This is a genomic window from Xanthobacter sp. DMC12 (assembly GCF_056314105.1).
Genome location: NZ_JBQUYZ010000001.1, coordinates 692,627 through 715,319, shown reverse-complemented (window position 1 = coordinate 715,319; position 22,693 = coordinate 692,627). Strand labels below are relative to the sequence as shown.

Genomic DNA, 22,693 nt, shown 5'->3' with positions numbered 1-22,693 from the left:
GTCATCCGGCGAGGCCGGACGAAGATGGTTTATCGTTTCTTATCCTAGACAGGGCGCGGCTCCGTTTGAACCGCCCCTGCCGCATTAATGAAGATATCGTTAATATCGAGCCACTTGGCTTGAGCTTGGCCGTTGGACCGCTGCGCGCGCAGCTCGCGACAATCGGCTCGCGCGCTGGTGCGGCGCGAGGCAAGCCGCTATAGCCAGTGTCCGGAAAGCGGCCCCGCCGCGGTCATCAGGCCGAGGCGCGCGAGCCGTCCGATGAAGCCACCGCCGCGCCTGCGGCGGAAGCCGGGAAGCGACACTCTATGGTTGCCATTACCTTTATCGAACACACAGGCGCCGTCCACAAGGTCGATGGGCCGGAAGGTGCTACCGCCATGGAGACCGCGGTGCGCAACGGCGTTCCGGGCATCGTCGCGGAATGCGGTGGCGCCTGCGCCTGCGCGACCTGCCACGTCTATGTGGACGAAGCCTGGATGGAAAAGGTCGGCCAGCCCTCCGAGATGGAGGAAGGGATGCTCGATTTCGCGACCGACCTTCGCCCCACCTCCCGCCTGTCCTGCCAGATCAAGCTGACGGCGGCGCTGGACGGGCTGGTGCTGCACACGCCCGAGACGCAGGGCTGATACCGGCAGGCGAGGGGGGCGGGCCTCCCCTCAGTCCACCTTCTCGCCGGGATAGACGCCGAACAGCTGGTTCTGCTGCACATAGCCGTCGAAGCCGTCGCCGGTAATGCGGCAGAACTTGCCGTCGCAGGTCTTCACCACGCCGAGCACGCTCGGCTCCAGCTTCGCCACCACCTTGGCGTCGGCGTCGGCGGAGCCGCGCAGGGGCACGGTCTCGCCCTTCAGCCACGGCGCGACGAGGGCGGTCCGCCGCAGCGATAGCATGGAGTGGTACACCCATCCCTCCGCGCCGTCGGCATCGCGGATGCGGCGCCACGTCTCGTATTCAGCCGTCACCTCCACCGGCAGGCCAGCGCGGTTGAACACCCAGGCCACGTCCTGGTCCCGGTTCGGCCCGTTGCGGACGTTCACCTTGTCGGCCTTGAGCGAGACAAAGCGCGGGACCGGGAGGCCGGAGGTGCCGGGCTCGGCGGCGACTGCCCCCGCAGCCGTTCCCACCATCATCGCCGCCGCAAGGGCCAGGGCTTTCACCGACCGGCTGTCGAGGCTTCGCTTCAGATGAGTTCGCTTTGCGGGCATGATGGGATCGTCCTTTCGCATCGCACCTAACAGACCGGAGGGGTGCGCCGACGCGGCGGGCACGTCAAGGCCCTGCGTCCCGGCGCGCCTTGTGTTTCCCCGGCTGTCTGATAGACGGGACCAGAACCGTTAAGAAATGGGGAATGGGGAGTAACGATGGTGCGTCGCAAGCCCCTCGTCGTTGTCACGCGCAAGCTGCCCGACTCGGTCGAGACGCGGATGCGTGAGCTGTTCGATGCGAAACTCAACATCGACGACGTGCCCATGGATCAGGCCGCGCTGGTGGAGGCGGTGAAGACGGCGGACGTTCTCGTGCCGACCGTCACCGACCGTATAGATACGGCGGTGCTCTCGCAGGCTGGGGAAAACCTGCGACTGATCGCCTCCTTCTCCAATGGCGTCGACCATATCGACGTTGCCAGTGCGCTGAACCGGGGCATCACGGTCACCAACACCCCCGGCGTCCTCACCGAGGACACCGCGGACATGACCATGGCGCTGATCCTCTCCGTGCCCCGGCGTCTCGCCGAAGGCGCACAGGTGATGATCGCCGACAAGGAAGAATGGGCCGGCTGGTCGCCCACCTGGATGCTTGGCCGGCGGATCTGGGGCAAGCGCCTCGGCATCATCGGCATGGGCCGCATCGGCCAGGCGGTGGCGCGGCGCGCCAAGGCATTTGGCCTGCAGATTCATTACCATAACCGCCGCCGCCTCAATTCCGGCATCGAGGAAATGCTCGACGCCACCTATTGGGACAGCCTGGACCAGATGCTGGCGCGCATGGACATCGTGTCCGTGAACTGCCCGCACACCCCCGCGACCTACCACCTGCTCTCCGCCCGCCGTCTTAAGCTGTTGAAGCCAGACGCTTATGTGGTGAACACGGCGCGCGGCGAGGTGATCGACGAGAACGCCTTGACCCGCCTGCTGGAAGCCGGCGAGATCGCCGGTGCCGGTCTTGACGTGTTCGAGCACGAGCCGGCGGTGAACCCGAAGCTGGTGCGCCTCGCCAAGCAGGGAAAAGTCGTTCTGCTGCCGCACCTTGGCTCCGCGACGCTGGAAGGCCGCGTGGACATGGGCGAGAAGGTCATCGTCAACATCAAGACCTTCATGGACGGCCACCGTCCGCCGGATCGCGTGCTGCCAGCGATGCTCTGAGGCGGAAACGCCTCAGCTCCGGCTGCGGCCGGCAAGGCGGCTCGCAAAACGTGCGAGCCGGCTGACAGGCCCGGATTCCGGTGCCGTTCGGGGGCTGTTCGGCACCGGTTCAGGCGCGTTCGGCGCGGATTCAGTCTCGAATACAGTCGTCGCCTCGGACTGCGCCTGCTCCAGCGCCGCGATCCGCGCTTCCAGCGCCGCGCGCTCCCGCCGCCAGTCGTCCGCCAGCAGGCTGGCTGGTAACTGGCTATGGGTGGGCGAGAAGGGGAAGGCATCCCGGTTGCGCGCAGGGGTGACCGGCCAGCGGTGGAACCACGACCCGAGATTGTCCACCTCGAATCGCGCCACCTCCAGCCCGGATCGGGCCAGCGCATGGGTGCCCGAGAGCTGGTCGCGGCGGGAGTAGCGCAGCACCTGCGCCAGCCAGAGGCGCATGGCGGTGATGACCGCAGGGTCGTGGTGGCGGCGCAGGATGATGGCGGACCAGAAGGGGACCGCCTCCAGCGCAGCTGGGTCGCTCAGCATGTAATGGTTGAGCTGTTCCAGCACCCGGCCGCCATCGTCGAGGCCCATGCGCAGCACTTCCATGAATTCGTCGCGCACGCTGGCCCGGAAGCTGTGCCCCGGCATGGCCGCCACTTGGCTCTTGGGCAGATAGCGCGCGATCACCTCTTCCGGCGGCACCGTCAGGATGACGCTGTTGTCGATGTAGAGCGAGACATCGTAGCCCGGCAACACATCGTGCGGCGAAAGCTTGACGATACGCTGGCTGCGCACCGGGTCGAGGGGGAAGGCCGGCGCATAGGGCACCAGCTTCCACGAGGCGCTGGTGAGCGTCGGATCATCGGTGAAGCAGAGGAAGTCGAGGCCGGAGGCGGCGGCCATGGGCTGCTCGTTCAGCGCCTCGTAGCCGCCGATGAGGCATGTATAGACGCACGCACGCGGTCCCGTCATGCCTCAGGCCGCCGCGCTGCGCTTGTGCCCCGACAGGTCGGTGATGCGCGGGCCTTCGCCGGTCAAAGGGTTCTCCGGGTCCCAGCCATAGCTCAGAGTCTCGAAGCGCATGGAGCGGGCGTCGATCATCAAGAGGCGCCCCACCAGCGGATCGCCGAAGCCGACGATGGCGCGGATGGCCTCCAGCGCCGCGAGCGAACCAGCGACCCCGGCCAGCGCGCCGAGCACCCCGGCCTCGGCGCAGGCGGGCACGGTGCCGGCCGGCGGCGGCTCGGGGAAGAGGCAGCGATAGGTGGGATTGGGCGTGCCGTCCGGAGCACGCTCGTGGGCGCGGATGGTGGTGATGGTGGCATCAAACGCCCCCAGCGCCGCCGTCACCAGCGGCTTCTTCGCCAGCACGCAGGCATCCGAGACGAGGTAGCGGGTGGAGAAATTGTCCGACCCGTCCACCACCAGATCGGCCTCAGCGATCAGCTCCAGCGCGTTGCCGGCATCGATCCGCACCGGATGCGTCACCAGCTCCACATGGGGGTTGAGGGCGGCCACGGCGTCGCGGGCGCTGTCGGTCTTCAGCCGGTCGATGTCCTGGGTGCGGTGAATCACCTGCCGCTGGAGATTGGAGAGGGAGACGACATCGTCCTCCACCAGGATCAGCCGTCCCACCCCGGCCGCCGCAAGATAGAGCAGCACCGGCGCGCCGAGGCCGCCCGCGCCGATCACCAGCACGGTCGCCGCCTTGAGCTTCTGCTGGCCCGGCCCGCCCACGTCATGCAGCACAATGTGGCGGGCGTAGCGCTCGATCTCTTCGGGGGAGAAGGCCATCGGGATTTCCTCGGGCGACGGCTCGGGGGGCTGGGCCTCAGCCGCCGGAGAGACGTGCCATCATCGGCAGGAGCGTGCCCGTCACCACCTCGGGTGTCAGGGGCCCCACGAACTTGTGGACGATGGTGCCATCCTTCGAGACCACGAAGGTTTCGGGCACACCGTATACGCCCCATTCTATGGCTGCGCGCCCGTTGGGGTCGACCCCCACCGCCTGATAGGGCAGGCCGAACTGGCCGAGGAAGCGGCGGGCGTTGTCCGGCGCGTCCTTGTAGTTGATGCCCACGAGGCTGAAGCGCGGATCCTTGCCGAGCTGCATCAGGATGGGATGCTCGTCGCGGCACGGGCCACACCAGGAAGCCCATACATTTACAAGGGCCGGCTTGCCGCCCAGCGCTGCGAGGTCGATGCCCGGGAGCGGCTGGCCGTCCGGCCCCTTCAGCCCGGCGAGCGGGGGCAGGGTGACGACCGGCGCCTTCTTGCCCACCAGCGCAGAGGGAATGCGCGAGGGATCGCCCCCGGTCTCCAGCCGCGAGAAGAACAAGGCGGCCAGAGCGAGGAACACCACCAGCGGCAGCGCGACCAGCCAGAGACGGCGACGCGGACGGGCGGGGGTAACGACGGGATCGCTCATTCCGCTTCTCCCGTGCGATTGGTCCTGCGGCGGCCGACGCCCCGCGCCTCCAGCTCCGAAAGGGTGCGGCGCTGGTTGCGATAATCAAGCATCAGCCAGAGGGCCAGAAGCCCGAGGGCGAGGAGCGAGACGCCGTAGGACGCGGCGATGAAGACGAAATGGGTCATGCGCGCGGGCTCAGGCTAAAGCTTCCGCGGCGGCGCGGGCTTCCAGCGCCTGCACCCGGCGGCGGAGGATTTCCGTGCGCATGCCGAGCATGTGCAGAGCGATGAACACCAGCGTGAAGCCGACGGCGCAGATGAGCAGCGGCCACAGCAGGCTGGAATCGATGGTGGAGCCGCCCATGCGGAAGACGGAAGCGGGCTGGTGGAGGGTATTCCACCAGTCCACGGAGAACTTCACGATGGGCACGTTGATGAAGCCCACCAGCGTGAGCACGGCGGCGGCGCGGCCGGCGCGGTTGGGATCGTCGATGGCCGCACGCAGGGCCATCAGGCCGAGATAGAGCAGCAGCAGCACCAGCATGGAGGTGAGCCGCGCATCCCATACCCAGTAGGTGCCCCACATGGGCCGGCCCCAGAGCGCGCCGGTGATGAGGCACAGAGCGGTGAAGGTCGCGCCCACCGGCGCGGCGGCCTTGTGCGCCACGTCGGCCAGAGGATGCCGCCACACGAGGATGCCGATGGAGGAGGCCGCCATCATCGAGTAGCCGAACAGGCCCAGCCACGCGAACGGCACGTGGATGTACATGATGCGGACCGTCTCGCCCTGCTGGTAATCGGGCGGCGCCTGGAAGGCGAGATAAAAGCCGATTGCGAGCGTCACCACCGCCGCGGCGGCGATCCAGGGCAGGATGCGCGCGGACAGGCTGAGGAAGCGGACCGGATTGGCAAGGTCGAGGATCGCCATGACCGCGTTCTAGTGTGCGCGCGCGCCGGATGGAAGCGCAGAGGGCGTTCAGGATTTCGTGTCGCAGGGGGCCGCCGGGGCCGGACGGTCAGGCCAGCCGGACCTGACGGCGGATGAACCAGAGCGTCACGGCGGCACCGGCGGCGGCCCAGCCGAGCAGGATCAGGAGCGACGGCGCGAGCGTCGCCATGCCCTCGCCGCGCCAGAGCGCGCCCTGAAAGGCCTCGATGCCCCAGGCCGTGGGGGTCAGCACGCCGGCCTGCTGGAGCCATTCCGGCATGAGGAAGCGCGGCACCATACTGCCGCCCACGGCGGAGAGGAGCAGGACCGCGAAGGTGGAGAGCGTCTGCGCCTGCTGGCGGGTGCGCGACACCGCCGCCAGCGGCAGGGCGATGCCGGCGGCGGCGGCCGAGGCGGCGATCGCGACGGCGGCGAAGGTCCAGAAATTCGGCAGCACGTTCACGCCATAGACGACCTGTGCCACGGCAAACAGCACCGCCGAGAGCGCGAGGCCCTGCAAAATCAGGAAGGCGAGCTTGCCGCCCACCAGCGCCAGCACGCCGCCGCGGCTCATGACGATACGGTCGAACACGCCGGATCGCCGCTCCTCCACGAGGCTCCCGGCGCCCTGCACGGCCGAGAACAGCAGGAACAGCATGGCGATGGCACCGGCATAATAGCTCACCCCCGGCTCGGAGCGGCGGCGGGTGAGCGGCTGGCGCTCCATCAGCTCGGCGCCACCCCCTGCCACCAGTTCCGGTGCGCGGGCGATGGACTGCTCCAGCCGCGATGTCTGCTCCGGCGAGAAGGCGCCCACCAGCACCTGGATCTGCGCCGCCACGCGGCGGATGGCGAGGCCCGGGAGGTCGTCGGTGAACACGCGTTGGATGCGCGCCGAGAGCAGGGCGGCGGCAACATTGCGGGCGGGGTCCGTGATGACCAGCAGCGGCGGCTTGTCGGTGGCGGCAGCCACATCGCCCCGCACCACCAGGCCCACATCGGCGCGGCCGTCTGCCACCCGGGCGCGGACCTCCTCGGGCGTGACGAGGACGAGATCGTTGTCGCTGGCGCGGCCGAGCGCCGTGAGGAAGGCCGTGGCCGACGGCGCATCGGTGGTCCGCGCCGCGGCCACCTTGATGACCGAGGTTTCGCCTCCCGTGCCGGCGAACACCGCGGCGAACAGGATGAACAGCACCGGCGGCAGCACGAACGTCATCATCAGCGCGCCGCGGTCGCGCATCAGGGTGAGCGCCATGGCCCGAACGATGGCGCCCATCATGGCGGCGGGCTCCCGGTCACGTCGGCATAGAGCGCATCAAGGCCCGCGGCCTCGAAGGCGATGGTACGCGGCACGAGGCCGGCCACCTTGAGCGCGGCAATGAGCCCGCCCGCGCCCTCCGGCGTATCGGAGACGACGCCGCTGAAGGAAGTGCCGCCTTCATCGCCGCTCAGCCCACGCAGGGCGAGCACCTGTCGCCCGTTCGGCGAGGGGGGCGTGGCGAAGGTCACGGCGGCGCGCCGCTGGTTGGGAAAGCGCGCGGCAATCAGGGCGGCGAGCCGCCCCTCCAGCGCGATGCGTCCCTCGGAGAGGATGGCGACACGCTCGGCCACCTCTTCGGCGAAGGCGAAATCGTGGGTGATGACGAGAACGCCGAGCCCGTCCGCCGCCAGCCGCTGCACCAGCGCGGCAAGGTCGGCGCGGGCGGGCGCGTCGACACCCACCGTGGGCTCGTCCAGCACCAGCAGGCGCGGATTGCCGACGAGGGCGGCCGCCACGTTGGCGCGGCGCTGCCAGCCGCCGGAAAGCCGGTCGATGCGCTCGTGGGCGCGCTCCTCGATGCCGGTGCGCGCCATCACGCCAGCGACGCAGGCGGCAACGTCCCCACGGCGCACACCGGCGAGGCGGGCGAAGACGGCCAGGTTCTCGGCGATGGTCAGGGCGCGATAGAGGGCGATGTCCTGCGGCGCGAGGCCGATGCGGGCCCGCGCCTCGCTCTCGGCGGCGGGGATGCCGCAGATGCGGACGATTCCGGTGCGCGGCGGGATGCGACCGCAGATGGCCCGCACCAAGGTACTCTTGCCCGCCCCGTTGGGGCCGACGAGCGCGGTGACCGTTCCTGCGCGCAGCACGAGATCGACGCCAGCCAGCACGTTGCGCGCGCCATAGCCTGCGGTGAGGCCGAGAATGGCGAGGGGCGGGGCCGGGCTTTCGTCTTTCGGGTCGTCGTAATGGTGGGCGGCGGCGCTCACGGCGCCAGCGGCCCCATCAGTTCTCCGAAGGCAGCGGTCATGAAATCTCGCAGGGGCTGCTGGCCCTCCTTGTTGGGCCCCAGTTCTTTAGAGGCTGCGAGCGCCCCCGCCAAGTGCTCCGACAACAGCTTGCGCGCGCGCGGCGCGCCGAGGGAGGCGATGACCGTCGCCTTGTTCGAGTCCTTGCCCACATCCTTGCCCAGCGCCGCGGCCGAGCCCGAGGTGTCGAGAATATCGTCGAGAATCTGGTAGGCGCTGCCCACGTGGCCAGCGAGCGCCCTGAGGTGGCCGGTCTGCGCATCGTCAGCAGCGGCGGCGCGGCCGGCGATCTCCACGGCGGCGGAGAACAGCACGCCGGTCTTGCGGCGATTCACGTCCTCGGTGGCCGCGACGGAGCGGCCGGGGCTCGGGCGCAGGTCGTCATACTGGCCGCCACACAGGCCGAGGGAGCCAACCGCCTTGGAGAGGATGCACACCGCGTCGAGCCGCACAGGATCGCTCGTGCCCGGCGCGGCACCGGCGACGCCGAGGGCCCGTGACAGCAGCGCCACCGCCGCGAGCACGGCGACGTCCTCGCCATACTTCACATGGGTGGTCGGCTGGGCCCGGCGCACCATGGCGTCGTCCATGCACGGCAGATCGTCGATGATGAGGGACGATGCGTGGATCATCTCCAGCGCGCAGCCGAAATCGAGCACCGCATGTTCGGAGGCGTCGAGCTGCATGGCGGCTGCCATCACGAGCAGCGGCCGCAGCCGCTTGCCGGGGGCGAGCAGGATGTGCCGCATGGCGGCGTGCAGCACGGCAGGATGCGACGCCGCCGGCGGCACCAGCAGGCCGAGCCTGCGGTCCACGACGGCACGAAGATAGGAGAGGTCCCGGGAGCGCGGCGGGAATTCCGGCAGGGCGGTATCCGGGGCGTGCGCGGGCTCGGGATCCGGCGCCGCCACGGCGAGCACGACACCGCCAGCCGCCGCCGACAGCGCTTCCCGGGAGGCCATCGCCGAAGCTTCGGTCCGCCGGTCCCGTCCGCCCTTCTGCCCCATACGCCCCCTCACTCTGTTCTTGGCCGCCCGGAGCGACGATCCCCCTGCATGAGGCACATACGTTGCCTTGAATGACTTTAGATCACCGCTTACACAATGATGCCAGTGCGGGACCTGTGCCGCGCCGCACATTTTGCCGGCCTGTGGCACCTGCGCCGCGGCGCAAATCGCGCGTGGCAATCGACGGGACGAAGGAGTGCCGGGAGGGGCATGGACGAGAACGCAGCCGGTCGGCGCAAGGAAGATCATATCGACATCGTGCTATCCGGTGATCGCGTCGCCTCTCGCGTGGATGCGGGCTTCGACCGCTGGCGCTTCGTCCATTGCGCGCTGCCGGAGCTGAGCCTCGATGCGGTGGACCTCTCCACCAGCGTGCTCGGCCGCCGGCTGAAGGCGCCACTCCTCATCTCCGCCATGACCGGGGGGCCGGCACGCTCCGAGGCCATCAACGCGCACCTCGCCGAGGCTGCGCAGGCGCTGGGCATCGCCCTCGGCGTGGGTTCGCAGCGCATCGCGGTGGAGACCGGCGCGGCCGGGGGGCTCGGTGGCGAGCTGCGCAAGCGCGCGCCGGATGTCCTCCTCTTCGCCAATCTCGGTGCCGCCCAGCTGCTCGCCCCCAACGGCCGCGACCACGCGCGCCGGGCGGTGGAGATGATCGGAGCGGATGCGCTCGTCATTCACCTCAATCCGCTGCAGGAGGCGATTCAGGAGGGCGGCGACCGCGACTGGCGCGGCGTGCTTCACGCCATCGCCAGCCTGTGCGTCTATCTCCATGTGCCGGTGGTGGTGAAGGAAGTGGGCTTCGGCCTGTCCGCCGCCGTCGCCCGCCGGCTGGTGAAGTGCGGCGTGGCCGCGCTCGACGTGGCGGGGGCGGGTGGCACCAATTGGGCGCTGGTGGAAGGGGCCCGGGGCACCGGCCGCACCCGGGCGCTGGCCGACGCCTTCGCCGGCTGGGGCATTCCCACCGCCGATGCGGTGGTGGAGGTGCGCGCGGCGCTCCCGGACGTTCCCATCATCGCGTCCGGCGGCATCCGCGACGGCGTGGACGCGGCGAAGGCCATCCGTCTCGGTGCCGATCTCGTGGGGCAGGCGGCGGCGACGCTGAAGGCGGCCGTGACCTCGACCGAAGCCGTCATTGCCCATTTCGAGCTGTTGGCCGAGCAGTTGCGCATCGCCGCCTTCGTGGCGGGGGCTGGCAGCCTTGAGGACCTGCGCGGGGTGCCGCTGGTGGACGCGCGCTGATGCGACCGTTTTGTGTCGTCCTCCGGTCGAGCCGGAGCGCGACGGCTGTGCCGAGACGGGCGCCCACCCCGCCGCGGCCTCAATTCGCCCAATGATCCATCCAGATCTTCTCGCCGATGGTGCAAGAGATCCGCGGCTGCTCGGCGGAGGCATGCTGGATGAGGCCCGGACCGGGCTTCGGCACCACGCCGGCCACCTCCAGCACCAGCTTGGTGCGGATGGCGCGGGAGAATTCCGCCATGGTCTCGACCGGAATGACGAAGGCGCCGGGGCCGCCGGTCACGCAGTCCTCGTAATAGATATCCAGCTCCGGGATATCGAGCGCGGACGAGGCGGAGCGCTTCATCAGCAGGGGCAGCCCGTTCACGGTGATGCCGCGCCTGACCACCGAATCGCGCGCCAGCGCCACGGGGGGCCCCTGGTTGTTCACGCCGTCGCCCGACACGTCGATGACCTTGCGCAGGCCGCGGAAGCCGTTGAGGTCGAACTGGTCGGCGGCGAACAAGAGGGCGCCGGAGATGGAGGTGCGGTAGATGCGCCGGATGGGCGCGGCCCGCACCGCCTCGGAGAACGCCTTCGCGCTCTCGGGGCCATCGATGATGCGCCAGTCCACCACGATCTTCTGCTCATTCTCGCCGGCCCACTCCACATATTCGACCGCGATCCGCCCATTGGGGCCGAGACGCAGCGCATCGAGGAACTCGCGGGAGGTGATGGCGGAGGCATAGCCCTCGCGCTGCAGGGCAAGCTCGTCGGCGTCCATGGAATAGGAGACATCGACCGCGAGGACCAATTCCACATCCACGGCGACCTTGCCGGATCCGCCGGCAACGGCCGGCGCCGTGTGGAGAAGGCCGAAGACGAGAAGGCCCGACGTCAGCAGGCGGGCGGGATCGACAGCACAGAGCCGGCGCGAGGACGTCGAGCGCGAAGATATTGGGCGCGAAGACATTTGGCGCGAGGACATGGACAGCTTCCTCCCGTGGAAGGAACGGTGCGGCATCACGTCCGTGAAATGCTGACACCGATCCCGTCCCGGGAGAAGAGCTTTGCCGCCTCAAGGCGTGTCACGTTTTGCGGCGGAACCGTTGCAATGGCGTGCGCCGCGGGCGTCACGCAAGTGTCTTTGAACCTTCACAACGGGTTAGGGGCCGGCGCCTGCCCGGCCCCTTAATGGCTCAATCGAGCGTGTCGGTGCCGACGATCTCGATGCCGAAGCCGGCGAGGCCCACATAGGTGCGCGTCTTGGATGCCAGAAGGCGGATCGACTGGATGCCGAGGTCGCGCAGGATCTGCGCCCCCAGGCCCACCTCGCGCCAGTGCCGATCGCGCTCCAGCTCGCTGGTGCTCTTCTCGGAATTCTGGCCCATGGCCACGGCCGGCACGCCGCTGGTGCCGTCACGCAGATAGACCAGCACGCCGCGCCCCTCGGCGTCGATCCGCTCCAGGCTCTTCTGCAGGATCTTGCCGCCGCTGAAGGCGTCGGCGATGGCATCGGCCCGGTGCAGGCGCACCAGCACCTTCTCGCCGTCGCCGATGCGACCCTTGACGAGGGCGAGGTGGTTCACCGGGTCGAAGGGCGTCACATAGGAATAGCCCTGCAGCTCTCCGACGATGGTCGGCACCGGGAATTCCGCGGCGCGCGTCACCAGCTTCTCGCGCGCCTGGCGATAGGCGATGAGATCCGCCACCGAGATGCGGGTGAGATTGTGCTTCTCGGAGAAGGCGGTCACCTGCGGCCCGCGCTGCACCGTGCCGTCGTCATTCACCAGCTCGGCGATGACGCCGATGGGCGGCAGGCCGGCGAGGCGGCACAGATCCACCGCCGCTTCCGTGTGGCCGGAGCGGATGAGCACACCACCCTCGCGGGCGATCAGCGGGAAGACATGGCCCGGCCGCACGAAATCGCCGGCGCCCATGTTGGGATTGGCCAGCGCCCGCACGGTGTTGGTGCGCTCTTCCGCCGAGATGCCGGTGGTGGTGCCGTGGCGCACGTCGATGGAGACGGTGAAGGCCGTGCCCATGGGCGCGTCGTTGTTCGACACCATGGGATCGAGCCGCAGCCGCTTCGCCTCGGACGGGGGCAAAGGCGTGCAGACGATGCCGGAGGTGTTGCGGATGACGAAGGCCATCTTCTCCGGCGTCGCCAGCGAGGCGGCGAGGATGAGGTCGCCTTCGTTCTCGCGGTCGTCGTCGTCGGTGACGACGATGATCTCCCCGCGCGCGATGGCTTCGATGGCGGACTGGACGCGGGCCTGGGTAGTATCGGTCACGGGCAAACCTCGGATGGGCGTGGAAAGGCCGAGGAAATCGTTGGGCGTCACCTGCTGCCCGGTCGCCTCGGCGATCTTTTCGGCCGTCTCGCGGGAGATCCAGGCGCGCTCGTCATTGCACAGGGCCGTCACGCTGGCCGGGGACATGCCCACCTGCCGCGCGAACGCGCTGCGCTTCGTACCGGTTGCCGAGAGCCATTCCGCGAGCTTCATGGGGCAAGCATAGCAGGGACAATTTCAGTGACAATGAAATTGTTTGGTGCGACGTTCGGCTGACGTATTCGCTTCAACTGAATTTGTGGAGTCCGGCCTGCGGCGCGCTTGGCGCAGGCCGGCTTCCGCACGATGATCCCGTCTGGGGCATGCGGAGATCGAATTCAATGGAGGCCTGGCTCTGGCGCAACTGGGTGGCCGGGGCGGGCTTCATGGCCATTGCCCTCCTGCTCACCGCACCGCTTGTCTCCGGCGCGGGGCGCGGCGTGCTGCTGATCTTCCTCGCCTCGCCCCTCTACATGCTGCATCAGGTCGAGGAGCATGCGGGCGACCGCTTCCGCACCTATGTGAACAAGGTGGTCTTCGGCGGCGTTGAGGCGCTGACCGTCACGGACGTGCTCTGGATCAATCTCCCGGGCGTGTGGGGCATCAATCTCGCCGCGGTTTATCTGGCCTGGCTCGCCGGCGCCGGATGGGGATTGGCGGCGGCCTATCTCATCCTCGTCAACGGCGTCGCCCATCTGGGCATGGCCCTGCGCTTCCGCAGCTACAATCCGGGACTTGCGACCGGCGCGCTGGTGTTCGTCCCCTTCGGCGTCACGGTCGCCATGCTGGTGCCTGCAACCCCCGCGCAGCACGCTTTGGCGCTCGCCATCGCAGTTGGCATCCACGCCGCCATCATCGTGCGCGTGAGGTTCAACATCGCCCACGCGGCAGCGCGCGGTCGTTGATGGGCGGGTGTGGAGCGAAGGAGGCGAGGTTGGTGAGCCCGTCGGGATTCGAACCCGAGACCCCATGATTAAAAGTTCGCCGCGACCCCTTATACATCAATGGCTTGCAAGAAGCCTTCGTGCGACAGGCCCTCGATATCATCGGGTTGTCGCACGATTGGGTCCGCCCATTGGTCGCACTGGGCGGCCGCCAGTTCAAGGGCGATGCGGGCGCCGGCGCGGCGGCTGAGCGGGACCTGCAGGCAGGTGATGCCCTCGGCGCCGAGCACCGGCACCACCAACTGCACCGCTTCGCCCTCGCGTGTGATATACGGGGATATCTGCGGGTGCGGCCGCATGTCTCACTTCATCACGAACCAGTGGACGATCTTGCCGATGGCGTCGCCGAGAGCGGAGAGCCCGACGATCAGGCCCACCACCAGGATGACGCACCACTTCGCCACCTTGCCGGCGCTGGCGACATGCCGCGTCAGCTCGATCCCCTTCTCGAGGAGCTGCACGTCCGCCTTGTCCAGGCGGCCGAGGAACTCCTGCACCTCCGGGTCCAGCTCGTCATAGGTGGTGGCTCCGCTCTTCTCGTTCATCACTTCCACCCGCAGAGCTTGCGGCCAACGGCATTGTGCGCCTTGGCCTGCCGGATCGTTTCGTCTGTGTCCTGGACGGACCAGCGGATGGGCGCAGCGGCGCCGCAATAGACCTTAGTCGCGCCGGTACCCGTCGTCGTCGCGCAGCCGGCCAGCGTCAGCGTTGCGGCGATCAGCGTCGTAGCGCGCAGCGCGTGCCCTCTCCACAGCTTCGTCCGCATCGCGATCTCCCTTGGCGTGCGCGTCGTTCCAACCGGCTTGCCGCTCGCGGCGGCCATACACGAGAGCGGCAAACACGGCCGCCGCGGGCACGCCCACCTGGAGCGCGGTCTTGAGGCCGAAGATCCGCAACAGCAGTACGAAGGCGCCGATGAGGAGGCCGGCGCCGCCGGCGGCCTGGAACCACCAGGGCGCGCCGTAGATGAGCCATTCCCACCAGTTCATGAGAACCACCATTGGGCGAGAGCGACGGGGAACAGGACGATCACGGCCACCGCTAGGGCCTTGAGGGCATTGTCCATCTGCACCGGCAATATGCCGGTGAAGCCGCGAACCAGGATCGCCGCTACGAGTGTGAGGCCCCAAAGGAGGACCAGACAGGCATAGGCGGTCACGTCGGCCGCCCGGGATCGATGGGCGCCGCCGGCATCAGGTCGAGCGCGTCGGCGCGCTTGCGGCCGGCGCGGGCGCTCCACCACACGTAGAGGAGGCCGCCTACGGTGCAGAGCAGGCCGAGGACGGTGAGAAGGGCGAAGATCTTGCCGAGGGCGGGCGAGCTATCGGCGTAGGGCTGCAGCTGCCGCGCGGCCTCGGAGACGCTCGAGGTGACGATGCCGCCGGCGATCGCGCCGGCGCCCTTGTCCGGCGACGGCGCCGGCGCCGCGCTCGAGGGCGGCGCCTTGGCGCTTTCATCCAGGTTGTTGGCAGGAGTGCTCACCGGGACGGGGCTCGGCGGCGGGGCGGCGTCGCGCACCCATGCCTTGCCATCGCGGCGCACATCCAACACGCGGCGGCCCCAGCCTTTGCCGAACACCGGCCAGGTGCGCAGGGCCTGCAGCATGGTGAGGCGGCGATCGCAGATCTCGTCCACCAGCTTCACGCGATCGGGGAACTTCCACGCCGCGGTGATCGTCACCTCGCCGATAGCGCCATCCGCAGACAGGCCGAGGGCGCGCTGAAGCCACTTGGCGGACTGGACCGGCCCGGAGTTCACGGCGCCGTCGAACACCACATAGTCGATGCCGGCGGGCAGCTCGTCGCAGCGCGCGGCATCCCAGTAGTTCTTGCGGTAGATCTCCTCCAGCTCGCCGCGCTCCAGCTCGCGCACGCTGCGGGTGGGCAGGCCCTTGCCACGGCGATAGCCGTCATAGACGCGCTGGATGATGCCCTGCATGGTCGGGCCGCCGGGGTCGTCCGGGTGGTTCGAGTAGCCGCCCTCGTGGACGAGGACGCGGGCCAGCGCACGCTTGAAGCTTTCGGCCGCCATGGGGCACCTCCTGGATGCCGCCAGAATGCGGCCGCCGGGAGGGGGTCAACCGAGTTGCGGGCCGCTCAGTCTACATCGATCTGCGCCTGTTCAAGGCGAATGGCGGTGATCAGTGCGCCGCGACGCCTCGCGTTGTCGAACATGCTTCGTGGCAAGCCGACGCGACCAAGGACCGCCGCTACCTTGTGCCCATGGGCCTTGCCGTACGCCCATGCAAAGAGACAGAGGCGGGCCTGCTCGTCGTCGGGGAGATAGCGGCCGCCCCATTCCAGGGCGCGCTCCATTCTCCCGATTTGATCCGCCGAGGGTGGTGGACGTGTCCATCTGAAGTCGCCCGCAGTGCGCCCGATATCGACGCTCCCCGCGGTGGTGGACGCAAGCGCACCAAGTACAGAACGGACTTTTGCGGGGCCGACGGGACCAGGAAGACGAGCAAGAACCAAGAACGCTTCAATCAGGCGCTCTTGAACGTAGGCTCCAGTCCAACGCGGTGGCACTGTCTCGATCCGCAACTCGCGGACCACCCTCCGCCGCTCTGCGATCGAGACGTGTTTCATCTCGTCCAGCTTTGGGCAAGTCGCTTTGGGCATCGCCGAGGCAGAGCTACACCGCGACGGCGCCAGACGAAGATCAACTGCCAGACTGCCTTGGGGCTTTTCCCGGTTTCCAGCGCGATTTCATCTGCAGAAAGACCGGCTCGCCATAGACTGAATACAAACTCTCGACGACTTTGCACTCCGGTTTGAGCCAAGCGCACCTTGCTCCGGTCGCGGGACGGCAGTCCCAGCCGGCACGCAGCCCCATAGATGGCCTTCCGGCCTACGCCGAGATGCAAAGCCATATCGAAGATCGTCGCGTGGGTGCACCAGTGCTCCCTCAACCACACGGCTTGCGCTGGCGACGGGTGCCAACAAAGAGACTGAATTCTTGCCGCGCGAAAGCCATTGGGGCGAAGCCAGCCGCCTCGGCGCGCCAATCGATCAATGCTGGAATAGCGTGCGAAGCCGTACTGTTCAGCTATGGCTCGCGAGGGGATACCTCGCTCGAATAGCGCCCGGATCTCCGCGGTTTCAAGAGGCGTCACTGGACGCTTGCAGTGGCGGCGAGGACCGAGCCTACCCTCAGATCCGCTCAATAAGATAGGCGCCATCTGCGTCCCTCAAGCGCGCGCCGTCGGCGTCGGTCAGGAAGACGTAGCCAGCCGGCGGGCGCGGCTGGCCCAGCGCCTGGGCGAGCCGGGCGGCAAGGGGGAGGGCGAGGCCGAGGCCGATCATTTCTGGCTCAAGGCATAGAGGGTGATGCCGGCGCTCGTGCCGGTGGCCCACACGCGCCGCACCTGCAGGGGCGGCAGGGGGACGAGCCCGGGCGGCATGGAGAAGGTGATGGTGTTGGCGTCGTCGGTGGCGTCCACCGGCGTCACCTTCACCGTGCCGACGCCGCCGGCCACCGTGTCGGGCACATAGGCCCACAGGCTCACCGCATAGACGGCGAGGTCCGCCCCGTCGTTCGGCACCACCACCCGGCACATGCGCGCCGGCGCGATGATGGACGGGGCGAGGCCCGCATAGGGATCCTTGGTGGCGTCGTAGGAGAAGGCCATGGGTGATGCTCCGCAGCGCTAGAGGGTGACGCCGCGGCCCGACATGCGGGTTGCCGCAGCGGAGATCAGCTCCGAGAGGCCCGTCTGGTCGAAGGCGGCGGAGTACAAGGCGAAGAGGCCGATATCGCCGGCGACCGAGAGGCCGTTGATGCGGGTCAAGCCCAGCCGCCAGAACTCAGAGGAGCGCGCCGCATATTCGGCGACGCGGGCGCCCTCCACGGCGGTGACTTCCTGGTCCTTGTTCGTCCGCATCCGCACCGTGCCGGTGGCGGGATCGATGCTCCAGGCGACGGCGAACCAATCGTTGAGGGCGCCGGGATTGGTGAGCACCTTCGCGGCGCCGGCCGGCGAGGTCCAATCGGGATTGGCGAACAATGCGGGGCGTGGCGAGATGCTGGCGAGGTCGCGGAAGAACGAGATCGCCAGCGTGTTGGCATACGAGGGATCGCCGGAGAGGTTGGGGACCGCCCCGCTCCGGTTGGCAATCGCCGGGTAGAAGCCATTGGCAGCAGCAGAGGTGCAACGCATCACCGCGACACCCGACATGGCGCCGCCATAGGCGATGGGCGGCGCCCACATGATGCCGGCGCCGCTGGTGAAGGACGCACCCGCCGCCGTGCGGGTCGGCGTGACGGATCCGCCGAGCAACGGCGCGTTGGCGGCCGAGCCCGAATAGTCCAGCGCGACCGCAATCGGGTTGCCGATGGTCACATTCTCGAAGAGGTAAAGGCCGGCGAGCGCATCGGCCGGGAAGCCGTAGGCACGACGAATGAACTTCGGCAGGCCAAGGCCAGAGAAGTCGGCCCCCGGGATCGTGATCTTGAGGGGCATGGATCAGAACTCCGAATAGCCGATCGGCCAGCAACCCGCGACCGCATAGTTGTTGGGGGGATAGCGCTTGCCCACGATGCCGGCGATGTTCTCGGCGGCATACTGGCCGCTGCCGCCCGTGTACGAGTAGAGGTCGTAGGACGGCATGTTTTCGCTGTCGGCGATGTTCGATGCGCCACTGAAGACGGCGGACGGCGCGATCCAGAATAGCCCATCGGACGGAATGTCGGCCGAGGTGTGCAGGTCGATGATGGTGTCCGCCACGATCTCGACGGACGCGATGGAGATGTTGCCGTTCGCGGCCGTCGAAACGCGCATGCCCTTGGCGGCCCAGCTGGTGGGGGTGTTCTGCACATAGGCGTCCAGCCACCTCAGCGGCGGCACGGGGACATGGAAATGCACCCGCAGGTGCCGCGCTGCGAGCTGCTCGACCGCGATCGGCGAGAGCGGCCGCCACGCGGTGCCGGTGACGATCGCCCGGGCGGCGGCGCGGCCGAGGCACTGGCCGAACCAGCGCGAGCCGTTGCTGTTGAGGTGGCCGCTCTTGTCCGGCACCGGATAGACCGGGCCGGCGAGCACCACCGTGGACGGGTTCGCGAGGGCGTAATCGAGCTGCGCCATGCCCACATGCAGGCCGGGCGCGCCGGCGCTGTCCGCATCCTGGGTGAAGGTGGCGCCGGTCTGGTAAAGGAGGAGCAGAGGCGCCTCGGTCTGGCCGGTGATGGCCTTGATATCGGCCACCATGTCCGCATGAAGCTGAGCAAGCGCGGCCTTGTATGCGGCCCGGGTGGCCTTGGTGGAGCCCCACGTGGTCGCATAGTCGTATTCGCCCTGCATCCACATGACGGCGGTGACGACGTGTGTCTGCGAGGCTGCCGTCGCGGCGGCGTGCGCCTGGGTGACGGCGGAGATCAGGCGATTGTAGCGGTTCGTTCCGTCCTGCCCGTTGACCTTGCTCAGCTGCTCGATGGTCTTTCCGCTCACAGCAGGACAGACGACATTGAAGGACGGCGGCGGGAACAGGCGCCGGCGGCCCAGCAGCCAGGCGAGCACATGGACGGCGCCGATGGCCGGGCTTTCCCCGCGGGCGGCATCGCCGGGCGGGAGGGCCGCAACCTCCGCATCGGTGTAGACGGTCGATGCCGTGCCAGCGCGGCATTTCGCAACCAGCGGCTGGAAGCCGGTGGGCGCAAGCTGGGTGTAGGCGGTGCCGTCGTCTTCTTGCGGGCGCACATCACCGCCGAGCATGGTGGCGCCGTAGAGCGCCGTTTTGCTCAGGGCCGGCCACGTCTCCTGTCCGGCCGCCAGCGACTGGCCGTAGAGCACGATGGTGTTGTGATCCGCTACCGGCAACTGAATGTCGGTCATCGGGATGCTGGTCCAGGCGGCGGCCTTGACCTTGTTGCGCAAATCCTTGGCGGCGATGTCCTGCCCGGCAATGGTGGCGGGCAGGTACAGGAGGTTGTCATCCGCACCGAGGCCGATGGCGACATTGTCGTCTTCGTCGGTGATCGCCCACAGGTAGTTGGCGTCGGCGTGGTACTCTTGGACAACCCCATCGGCTCCCGCCGGCGGGCCGAGCCGCAGCGTCCGCATGGCGGCCGTGACCGCGCGGAAGAGCGCGGCGGCAAAGGTGCCGTCTTCCAGCACGGCCGCGGCGGCGTTGCCCAGTTCGTCGGCGATGCGGGCGAGGGCAGTTTCGTCGGGGCCGATCAGCTCATGGGGCGAGGCGAGGCTGAAATTGCCGGTGGACGCGATCGTGGCGCTGATGTCCGCATCCAGCTCGTCCAGCGCCTGGGTGACGGCGGCGGGGGAGGCGGCCTTGTCGGCGCTGGTGCGGTCATCGATGGGCGCGATTTCCACCGCGACCACATCCTCGAGCAGGTGCGCGACTTCATCGATGTCGCGGCGCGCCTCCTGGTTCCAGATGGTGACGCGATCCATGACACGGTTGAAGGTGTCGCTGCTGAAGCCGCCGGCGGGAACCGCATTCACCGGGGCCGCGATGACGGCACGGCCGACAGTGCGGACCTGCGTTCCCGCCGCGCGCCCGACGCCAAAGGTGACGGTGCCGCCCGCCGGCGCGCCAGCGCCGGAGACGCTGTAATCGACGCCCAGGACCGCGGCGGACCAATCGTCATCAGCCGAGGCGCGGATCTCGACGCGCAGGTCCTCGGCGGCCTGGAAGGGAAAGGTGACGGAGAATGCCGTCTGCCCCGCGCTCGCGACGTAGGGGCCGGACACGCGCGTGGAAGGGGAGATCGGGAAGTCCAGCGACATGGGAGCCATGATCGCTGGAGGCGGGGTGCGTCAACCGAGCTTGGCGGCTCGCGCTGCGGTTGTTATGTTCCCTTAGGTTGCGCGCTCTTGGGGGAGCATCATGGCGCCAAGTCCGGGCATCATCGCCGTTCACGTCATCCCGGCGATCCTGTCACTGATCGCCTTGGCCCGCCTTCCCTATGCCTACTACATGAGCCTGCGCGTGGTGGTGTTCATCTGCGGCCTGGCCATCGCGCTGCTGCTGTGGACCGAGGCGAAGCGCTGGACGCCGTGGTTGATCGCCTTTGTGGCGGCGGCCGTGATCTTCAATCCCGTCATTCCCGTGCGTCTCAGCCGAGAGGTGTGGATGGTGCTGAACATCGCTACGGCAGGAGTGTTTTTGGCTCACCTAACAATCGGAATGACCCGGGGGGAATGAATGATGGCCATCTTAGGCGTTATAATTTGGCTGTTCATGATGTTGGTAGGATTGGTTTACATCGTCGTTCAAGCTGCCGCTGTATTAATTGGTACTGAAATATGGTTTGGTTGGCCGTCATGGGCTGCGATAATCGCGTTCATAATAGCGAATATGATTCGGCCATTCGGTTTGTTATTTTTAATCCCAGTTACTTATTACGGAGCAAGGTACGGCTGGCATCTAGAGTGGTGGGCAGCTGCGTTGGTCGCAGCGCCTGGGCTGGTATTCACCGTTCTTGTTACGGCTCTGGGTGGGTTCGCGGAGGTAGTTGACCGCCTTCGCTGGCGGCACTAGCGCCCTCCCAACTGCGGCGCCCGTCCCGGCGCCACCTCTCCCGGCGCCCACCAGAAGCCCTGATCGCGCTCCCGCATCAGGCTCTGCGCCTGACGCTTGAACTTCTGGTTGGCTTTGGGGTCGGTCCAGTGCTGCAGAGTGTCGAGGAGCACGCGGTTATAGGCCGCGCGCAGGTACCAGAGCGATCCGCCGGGCGTGTAGCGGCGGAGCATCTTGATGCTCTCTTCCGACAGATTGGTTTCCTCGCCGCGTGCCATCTTCAGCAGCTGGCCGCCGCTGGCCTTCCACACATCTTCGCCCAGTGAAACCAAAGGGCCCGCGAGGGTGGCCGCGAAGGAGTTCCCATACCGGCTGTAATCGGCGAACAGGAAGTCGCCGAAGATGCCGAGGCCGCCGCCCTGCAGCATGGCCGCGATCCAGAACTTGCCGTCCTGCGGCTTCTGGGGATCGCGGCCGGCGGCGATGTCCCGGAGCCAGAGGCCGAGCGCGCCGGACAATGTAAGGGTGCCCACGGTGGCGGCCGCGAAGGCTGCGCCCCGGGCACCACGGCCGGCGCCGGCCTCGGCCGCGAGGCGCGCGCCCTGCAGCATGGTGACGGAGACGCCGAAGCTCTTGAACATGGCGGCGGAGCGCCAGAACTCGCCACGCAGGCTGCCGGCCTTGGTTCCCCCCAGCACCGCGGCGCGGCCGCGGGCGGTGCCGGAGGGCACGGCATATTCCGTCTCCTGCAGCACCATCTCGCTCCAGCGCAAGGCCAGCTCGCTGGCGCGCGGATCCTCCAGCGCGGCGATGTCCTGCGGCCGCAGAAAGCGGGCCCCCTCCATATCCTGCGGCTGGGCGCGGCGGATGATTGCCCATTCGGTCGCACCCATGCCGTAGCCCTCGGAGGCGCGGCGCCATTCGGCGGGAAGATCCTCCCACGCCGTGTCCAGGCGCTGGCCGGCGAAGGCCTGCATCTCGCGGCCAAAGGCATGCTTGGCGGCCCGGGTCCAGGCTTTCAGCCCCTGCCAGGTGATGACGCGATCGGGAAGCCATTTGGTCCATTCGGGCCCGGAGAGGCTGCCGGCATAGCGGGCCTGCTCGCGCAGGACATGCATGGCCTCCTCGTTGATGAGGCCGGCGGCGACGGCCTCATGCTTCGCCGAGGGGTGAAACTGCTTGGCGAGGCTCCAATAGGTGTTGGCGGCGGGCAGGCCGAGAAACTTCTTGGCGGACGCCAGCATGACCGGATCCGAAGCCATGGACGGCAGGACGGCGCCGCCGAGCAAGGCGGAGGTGAGGAAGTTGCGCGCGCCGGAAAAGATCGCGGAGAGCTTCTGATCCTGATCGCCGATGCCGCCGCGAAGCTGCTCCCATATGCCGTCGATCTCGGCGAGGGTGGTGTTGGTGGTGCCGCGGATATCCTTGCCGGGATACCGGCCGGCCTTCATCAGCGACCGCTTGCCGTTCTCGGCGAGGGCGGCCTCCTTCTGCACCATCTGCTTCATCCAGCCGATGGTGGCGTTGGGGTTGGGGCCGAGCACCTCCATGGCGGCGATGTCCCGGGACATGCCGTTCACATGGTTCATGACGGTGGCGAACACGTCGGCGTTGCCGTATTCGCGCTGATAGGCGAGCCAGTCGTCGGCGGTCCTGAACACCAGGAAGCGGGCGTCGGCGCGCTGGTTGTAGAGCGCACCGCGGCCCATGGGCACGGCGGACGGCGTGCGTTCGTTCCA

At 68.3% G+C, this 22,693-nt stretch carries 27 protein-coding genes and 1 tRNA gene; 5 read left to right on the top strand and 23 right to left on the bottom strand.

The annotated features are described in order from the left end of the window. The first annotated feature begins 308 nt into the window (after window positions 1-308). A complete protein-coding gene (locus ACT535_RS03255; RefSeq protein ID WP_168457945.1) occupies window positions 309-629 on the top strand; it encodes a 2Fe-2S iron-sulfur cluster-binding protein in 321 nt (106 codons plus the stop codon). A 30-nt stretch (window positions 630-659) separates the two neighbouring features. Here ACT535_RS03255 and ACT535_RS03250 read toward each other — a convergent pair whose 3' ends face one another. Continuing rightward, window positions 660-1,208, bottom strand: coding sequence for an SH3 domain-containing protein (locus ACT535_RS03250; RefSeq protein WP_024278890.1), 549 nt, complete (start codon window positions 1,206-1,208; stop codon window positions 660-662). 156 nt (window positions 1,209-1,364) lie between these two features. On the opposite strand from ACT535_RS03250, the gene ACT535_RS03245 reads away from it, so the two are divergent. Then, window positions 1,365-2,366 (top strand): 2-hydroxyacid dehydrogenase, encoded by a 1,002-nt coding sequence (locus ACT535_RS03245; RefSeq protein WP_168457944.1) that lies wholly within the window; start codon window positions 1,365-1,367, stop codon window positions 2,364-2,366. 12 nt (window positions 2,367-2,378) lie between these two features. Here the strand turns inward: ACT535_RS03245 and ACT535_RS03240 are convergent, their stop codons facing one another. The 8 genes from ACT535_RS03240 to ACT535_RS03205 all read right to left on the bottom strand — a co-directional run bounded on the left by ACT535_RS03240 (window position 2,379) and on the right by ACT535_RS03205 (window position 8,936). Further along, on the bottom strand, window positions 2,379-3,320 hold the full coding sequence (locus ACT535_RS03240) for a glycosyltransferase domain-containing protein (protein ID WP_476363346.1): 942 nt from the start codon (window positions 3,318-3,320) through the stop codon (window positions 2,379-2,381). Window positions 3,321-3,323: 3 nt separating this feature from the next. Further along, window positions 3,324-4,142, bottom strand: coding sequence for a HesA/MoeB/ThiF family protein (locus ACT535_RS03235; protein WP_476363345.1), 819 nt, complete (start codon window positions 4,140-4,142; stop codon window positions 3,324-3,326). A gap of 37 nt (window positions 4,143-4,179) precedes the next feature. After that, window positions 4,180-4,776 carry a DsbE family thiol:disulfide interchange protein gene (locus tag ACT535_RS03230; RefSeq protein ID WP_168457941.1) on the bottom strand — a complete coding sequence of 199 codons (597 nt, stop codon included), beginning with the start codon at window positions 4,774-4,776 and terminating at the stop codon, window positions 4,180-4,182. Beyond that, window positions 4,773-4,943 (bottom strand): heme exporter protein CcmD, encoded by a 171-nt coding sequence (gene ccmD / locus ACT535_RS03225; protein WP_476363344.1) that lies wholly within the window; start codon window positions 4,941-4,943, stop codon window positions 4,773-4,775. The genes ACT535_RS03230 and ccmD overlap by 4 nt, the downstream gene beginning before the upstream one ends. 10 nt (window positions 4,944-4,953) lie before the next feature. Then, the gene (locus tag ACT535_RS03220) at window positions 4,954-5,685 is read right to left on the bottom strand and encodes a heme ABC transporter permease (RefSeq protein ID WP_476330773.1); all 732 of its coding nucleotides are present in this window, start codon (window positions 5,683-5,685) and stop codon (window positions 4,954-4,956) included. A gap of 88 nt (window positions 5,686-5,773) precedes the next feature. Then, window positions 5,774-6,964, bottom strand: coding sequence for an ABC transporter permease (locus tag ACT535_RS03215; protein WP_476363343.1), 1,191 nt, complete (start codon window positions 6,962-6,964; stop codon window positions 5,774-5,776). Then, on the bottom strand, window positions 6,961-7,935 hold the full coding sequence (locus ACT535_RS03210) for an ABC transporter ATP-binding protein (protein ID WP_476363342.1): 975 nt from the start codon (window positions 7,933-7,935) through the stop codon (window positions 6,961-6,963). Before ACT535_RS03210 ends, ACT535_RS03215 begins: the two co-directional genes overlap by 4 nt. Next, window positions 7,932-8,936: a polyprenyl synthetase family protein gene (locus tag ACT535_RS03205; protein ID WP_476363341.1), complete on the bottom strand. Its 1,005-nt coding sequence runs from the start codon at window positions 8,934-8,936 to the stop codon at window positions 7,932-7,934. Before ACT535_RS03205 ends, ACT535_RS03210 begins: the two co-directional genes overlap by 4 nt. Before the next feature lie 255 nt (window positions 8,937-9,191). On the opposite strand from ACT535_RS03205, the gene fni reads away from it, so the two are divergent. Next, complete coding sequence (gene fni, locus ACT535_RS03200; RefSeq protein ID WP_168457935.1) at window positions 9,192-10,223, top strand: type 2 isopentenyl-diphosphate Delta-isomerase; 1,032 nt, start codon at window positions 9,192-9,194, stop codon at window positions 10,221-10,223. 79 nt (window positions 10,224-10,302) lie between these two features. Here fni and ACT535_RS03195 read toward each other — a convergent pair whose 3' ends face one another. Continuing rightward, window positions 10,303-11,190 (bottom strand): DUF1194 domain-containing protein, encoded by an 888-nt coding sequence (locus tag ACT535_RS03195; RefSeq protein WP_476363340.1) that lies wholly within the window; start codon window positions 11,188-11,190, stop codon window positions 10,303-10,305. 211 nt (window positions 11,191-11,401) lie between these two features. Beyond that, a complete protein-coding gene (ribB, locus tag ACT535_RS03190; protein ID WP_168457933.1) occupies window positions 11,402-12,709 on the bottom strand; it encodes a 3,4-dihydroxy-2-butanone-4-phosphate synthase in 1,308 nt (435 codons plus the stop codon). A 167-nt stretch (window positions 12,710-12,876) separates the two neighbouring features. Between ribB and ACT535_RS03185 the strand changes: the two genes are divergently transcribed. Further along, window positions 12,877-13,440, top strand: a complete 564-nt coding sequence (locus ACT535_RS03185; protein WP_476363339.1) for an HXXEE domain-containing protein — start codon at window positions 12,877-12,879, stop codon at window positions 13,438-13,440. A gap of 30 nt (window positions 13,441-13,470) precedes the next feature. Here the strand turns inward: ACT535_RS03185 and ACT535_RS03180 are convergent. The 11 genes from ACT535_RS03180 to ACT535_RS03130 form a co-directional block, all read right to left on the bottom strand. Beyond that, a tRNA-Lys gene (locus tag ACT535_RS03180) sits at window positions 13,471-13,572 on the bottom strand. Next, on the bottom strand, window positions 13,530-13,778 hold the full coding sequence (locus ACT535_RS03175; protein WP_476363338.1) for a hypothetical protein: 249 nt from the start codon (window positions 13,776-13,778) through the stop codon (window positions 13,530-13,532). The genes ACT535_RS03180 and ACT535_RS03175 overlap by 43 nt, the downstream gene beginning before the upstream one ends. A 3-nt stretch (window positions 13,779-13,781) precedes the next feature. After that, window positions 13,782-14,024, bottom strand: a complete 243-nt coding sequence (locus tag ACT535_RS03170) for a hypothetical protein (protein WP_476363337.1) — start codon at window positions 14,022-14,024, stop codon at window positions 13,782-13,784. 114 nt (window positions 14,025-14,138) lie between these two features. After that, entirely contained in the window at window positions 14,139-14,468 is a 330-nt protein-coding gene (locus ACT535_RS03165) for a hypothetical protein (RefSeq protein WP_476363336.1), read from the bottom strand. After that, window positions 14,465-14,638, bottom strand: a complete 174-nt coding sequence (locus tag ACT535_RS03160; RefSeq protein ID WP_476363335.1) for a hypothetical protein — start codon at window positions 14,636-14,638, stop codon at window positions 14,465-14,467. Before ACT535_RS03160 ends, ACT535_RS03165 begins: the two co-directional genes overlap by 4 nt. Beyond that, the gene (locus tag ACT535_RS03155) at window positions 14,635-15,510 is read right to left on the bottom strand and encodes a glycoside hydrolase family 108 protein (protein WP_476363334.1); all 876 of its coding nucleotides are present in this window, start codon (window positions 15,508-15,510) and stop codon (window positions 14,635-14,637) included. The genes ACT535_RS03160 and ACT535_RS03155 overlap by 4 nt, the downstream gene beginning before the upstream one ends. Before the next feature lie 65 nt (window positions 15,511-15,575). After that, window positions 15,576-15,794, bottom strand: coding sequence for a hypothetical protein (locus ACT535_RS03150; RefSeq protein ID WP_476363333.1), 219 nt, complete (start codon window positions 15,792-15,794; stop codon window positions 15,576-15,578). An 837-nt stretch (window positions 15,795-16,631) separates the two neighbouring features. Further along, a complete protein-coding gene (locus ACT535_RS03145; protein WP_476363332.1) occupies window positions 16,632-16,784 on the bottom strand; it encodes a hypothetical protein in 153 nt (50 codons plus the stop codon). Then, window positions 16,781-17,110 (bottom strand): spike base protein, RCAP_Rcc01079 family, encoded by a 330-nt coding sequence (locus tag ACT535_RS03140; RefSeq protein WP_476363331.1) that lies wholly within the window; start codon window positions 17,108-17,110, stop codon window positions 16,781-16,783. The genes ACT535_RS03145 and ACT535_RS03140 overlap by 4 nt, the downstream gene beginning before the upstream one ends. An 18-nt stretch (window positions 17,111-17,128) precedes the next feature. Continuing rightward, complete coding sequence (locus tag ACT535_RS03135; RefSeq protein WP_476363330.1) at window positions 17,129-17,941, bottom strand: hypothetical protein; 813 nt, start codon at window positions 17,939-17,941, stop codon at window positions 17,129-17,131. Between the two features lie 3 nt (window positions 17,942-17,944). Next, window positions 17,945-20,221, bottom strand: coding sequence for a sialate O-acetylesterase (locus ACT535_RS03130; RefSeq protein WP_476363329.1), 2,277 nt, complete (start codon window positions 20,219-20,221; stop codon window positions 17,945-17,947). 100 nt (window positions 20,222-20,321) lie between these two features. Between ACT535_RS03130 and ACT535_RS03125 the strand changes: the two genes are divergently transcribed. Next, window positions 20,322-20,639, top strand: coding sequence for a DUF6804 family protein (locus ACT535_RS03125; protein WP_476363328.1), 318 nt, complete (start codon window positions 20,322-20,324; stop codon window positions 20,637-20,639). Between the two features lie 332 nt (window positions 20,640-20,971). On the opposite strand, the gene ACT535_RS03120 is transcribed toward ACT535_RS03125, so the two are convergent. After that, window positions 20,972-22,669, bottom strand: coding sequence for a hypothetical protein (locus ACT535_RS03120; protein ID WP_476363327.1), 1,698 nt, complete (start codon window positions 22,667-22,669; stop codon window positions 20,972-20,974). Window positions 22,670-22,693: the final 24 nt, after the last annotated feature.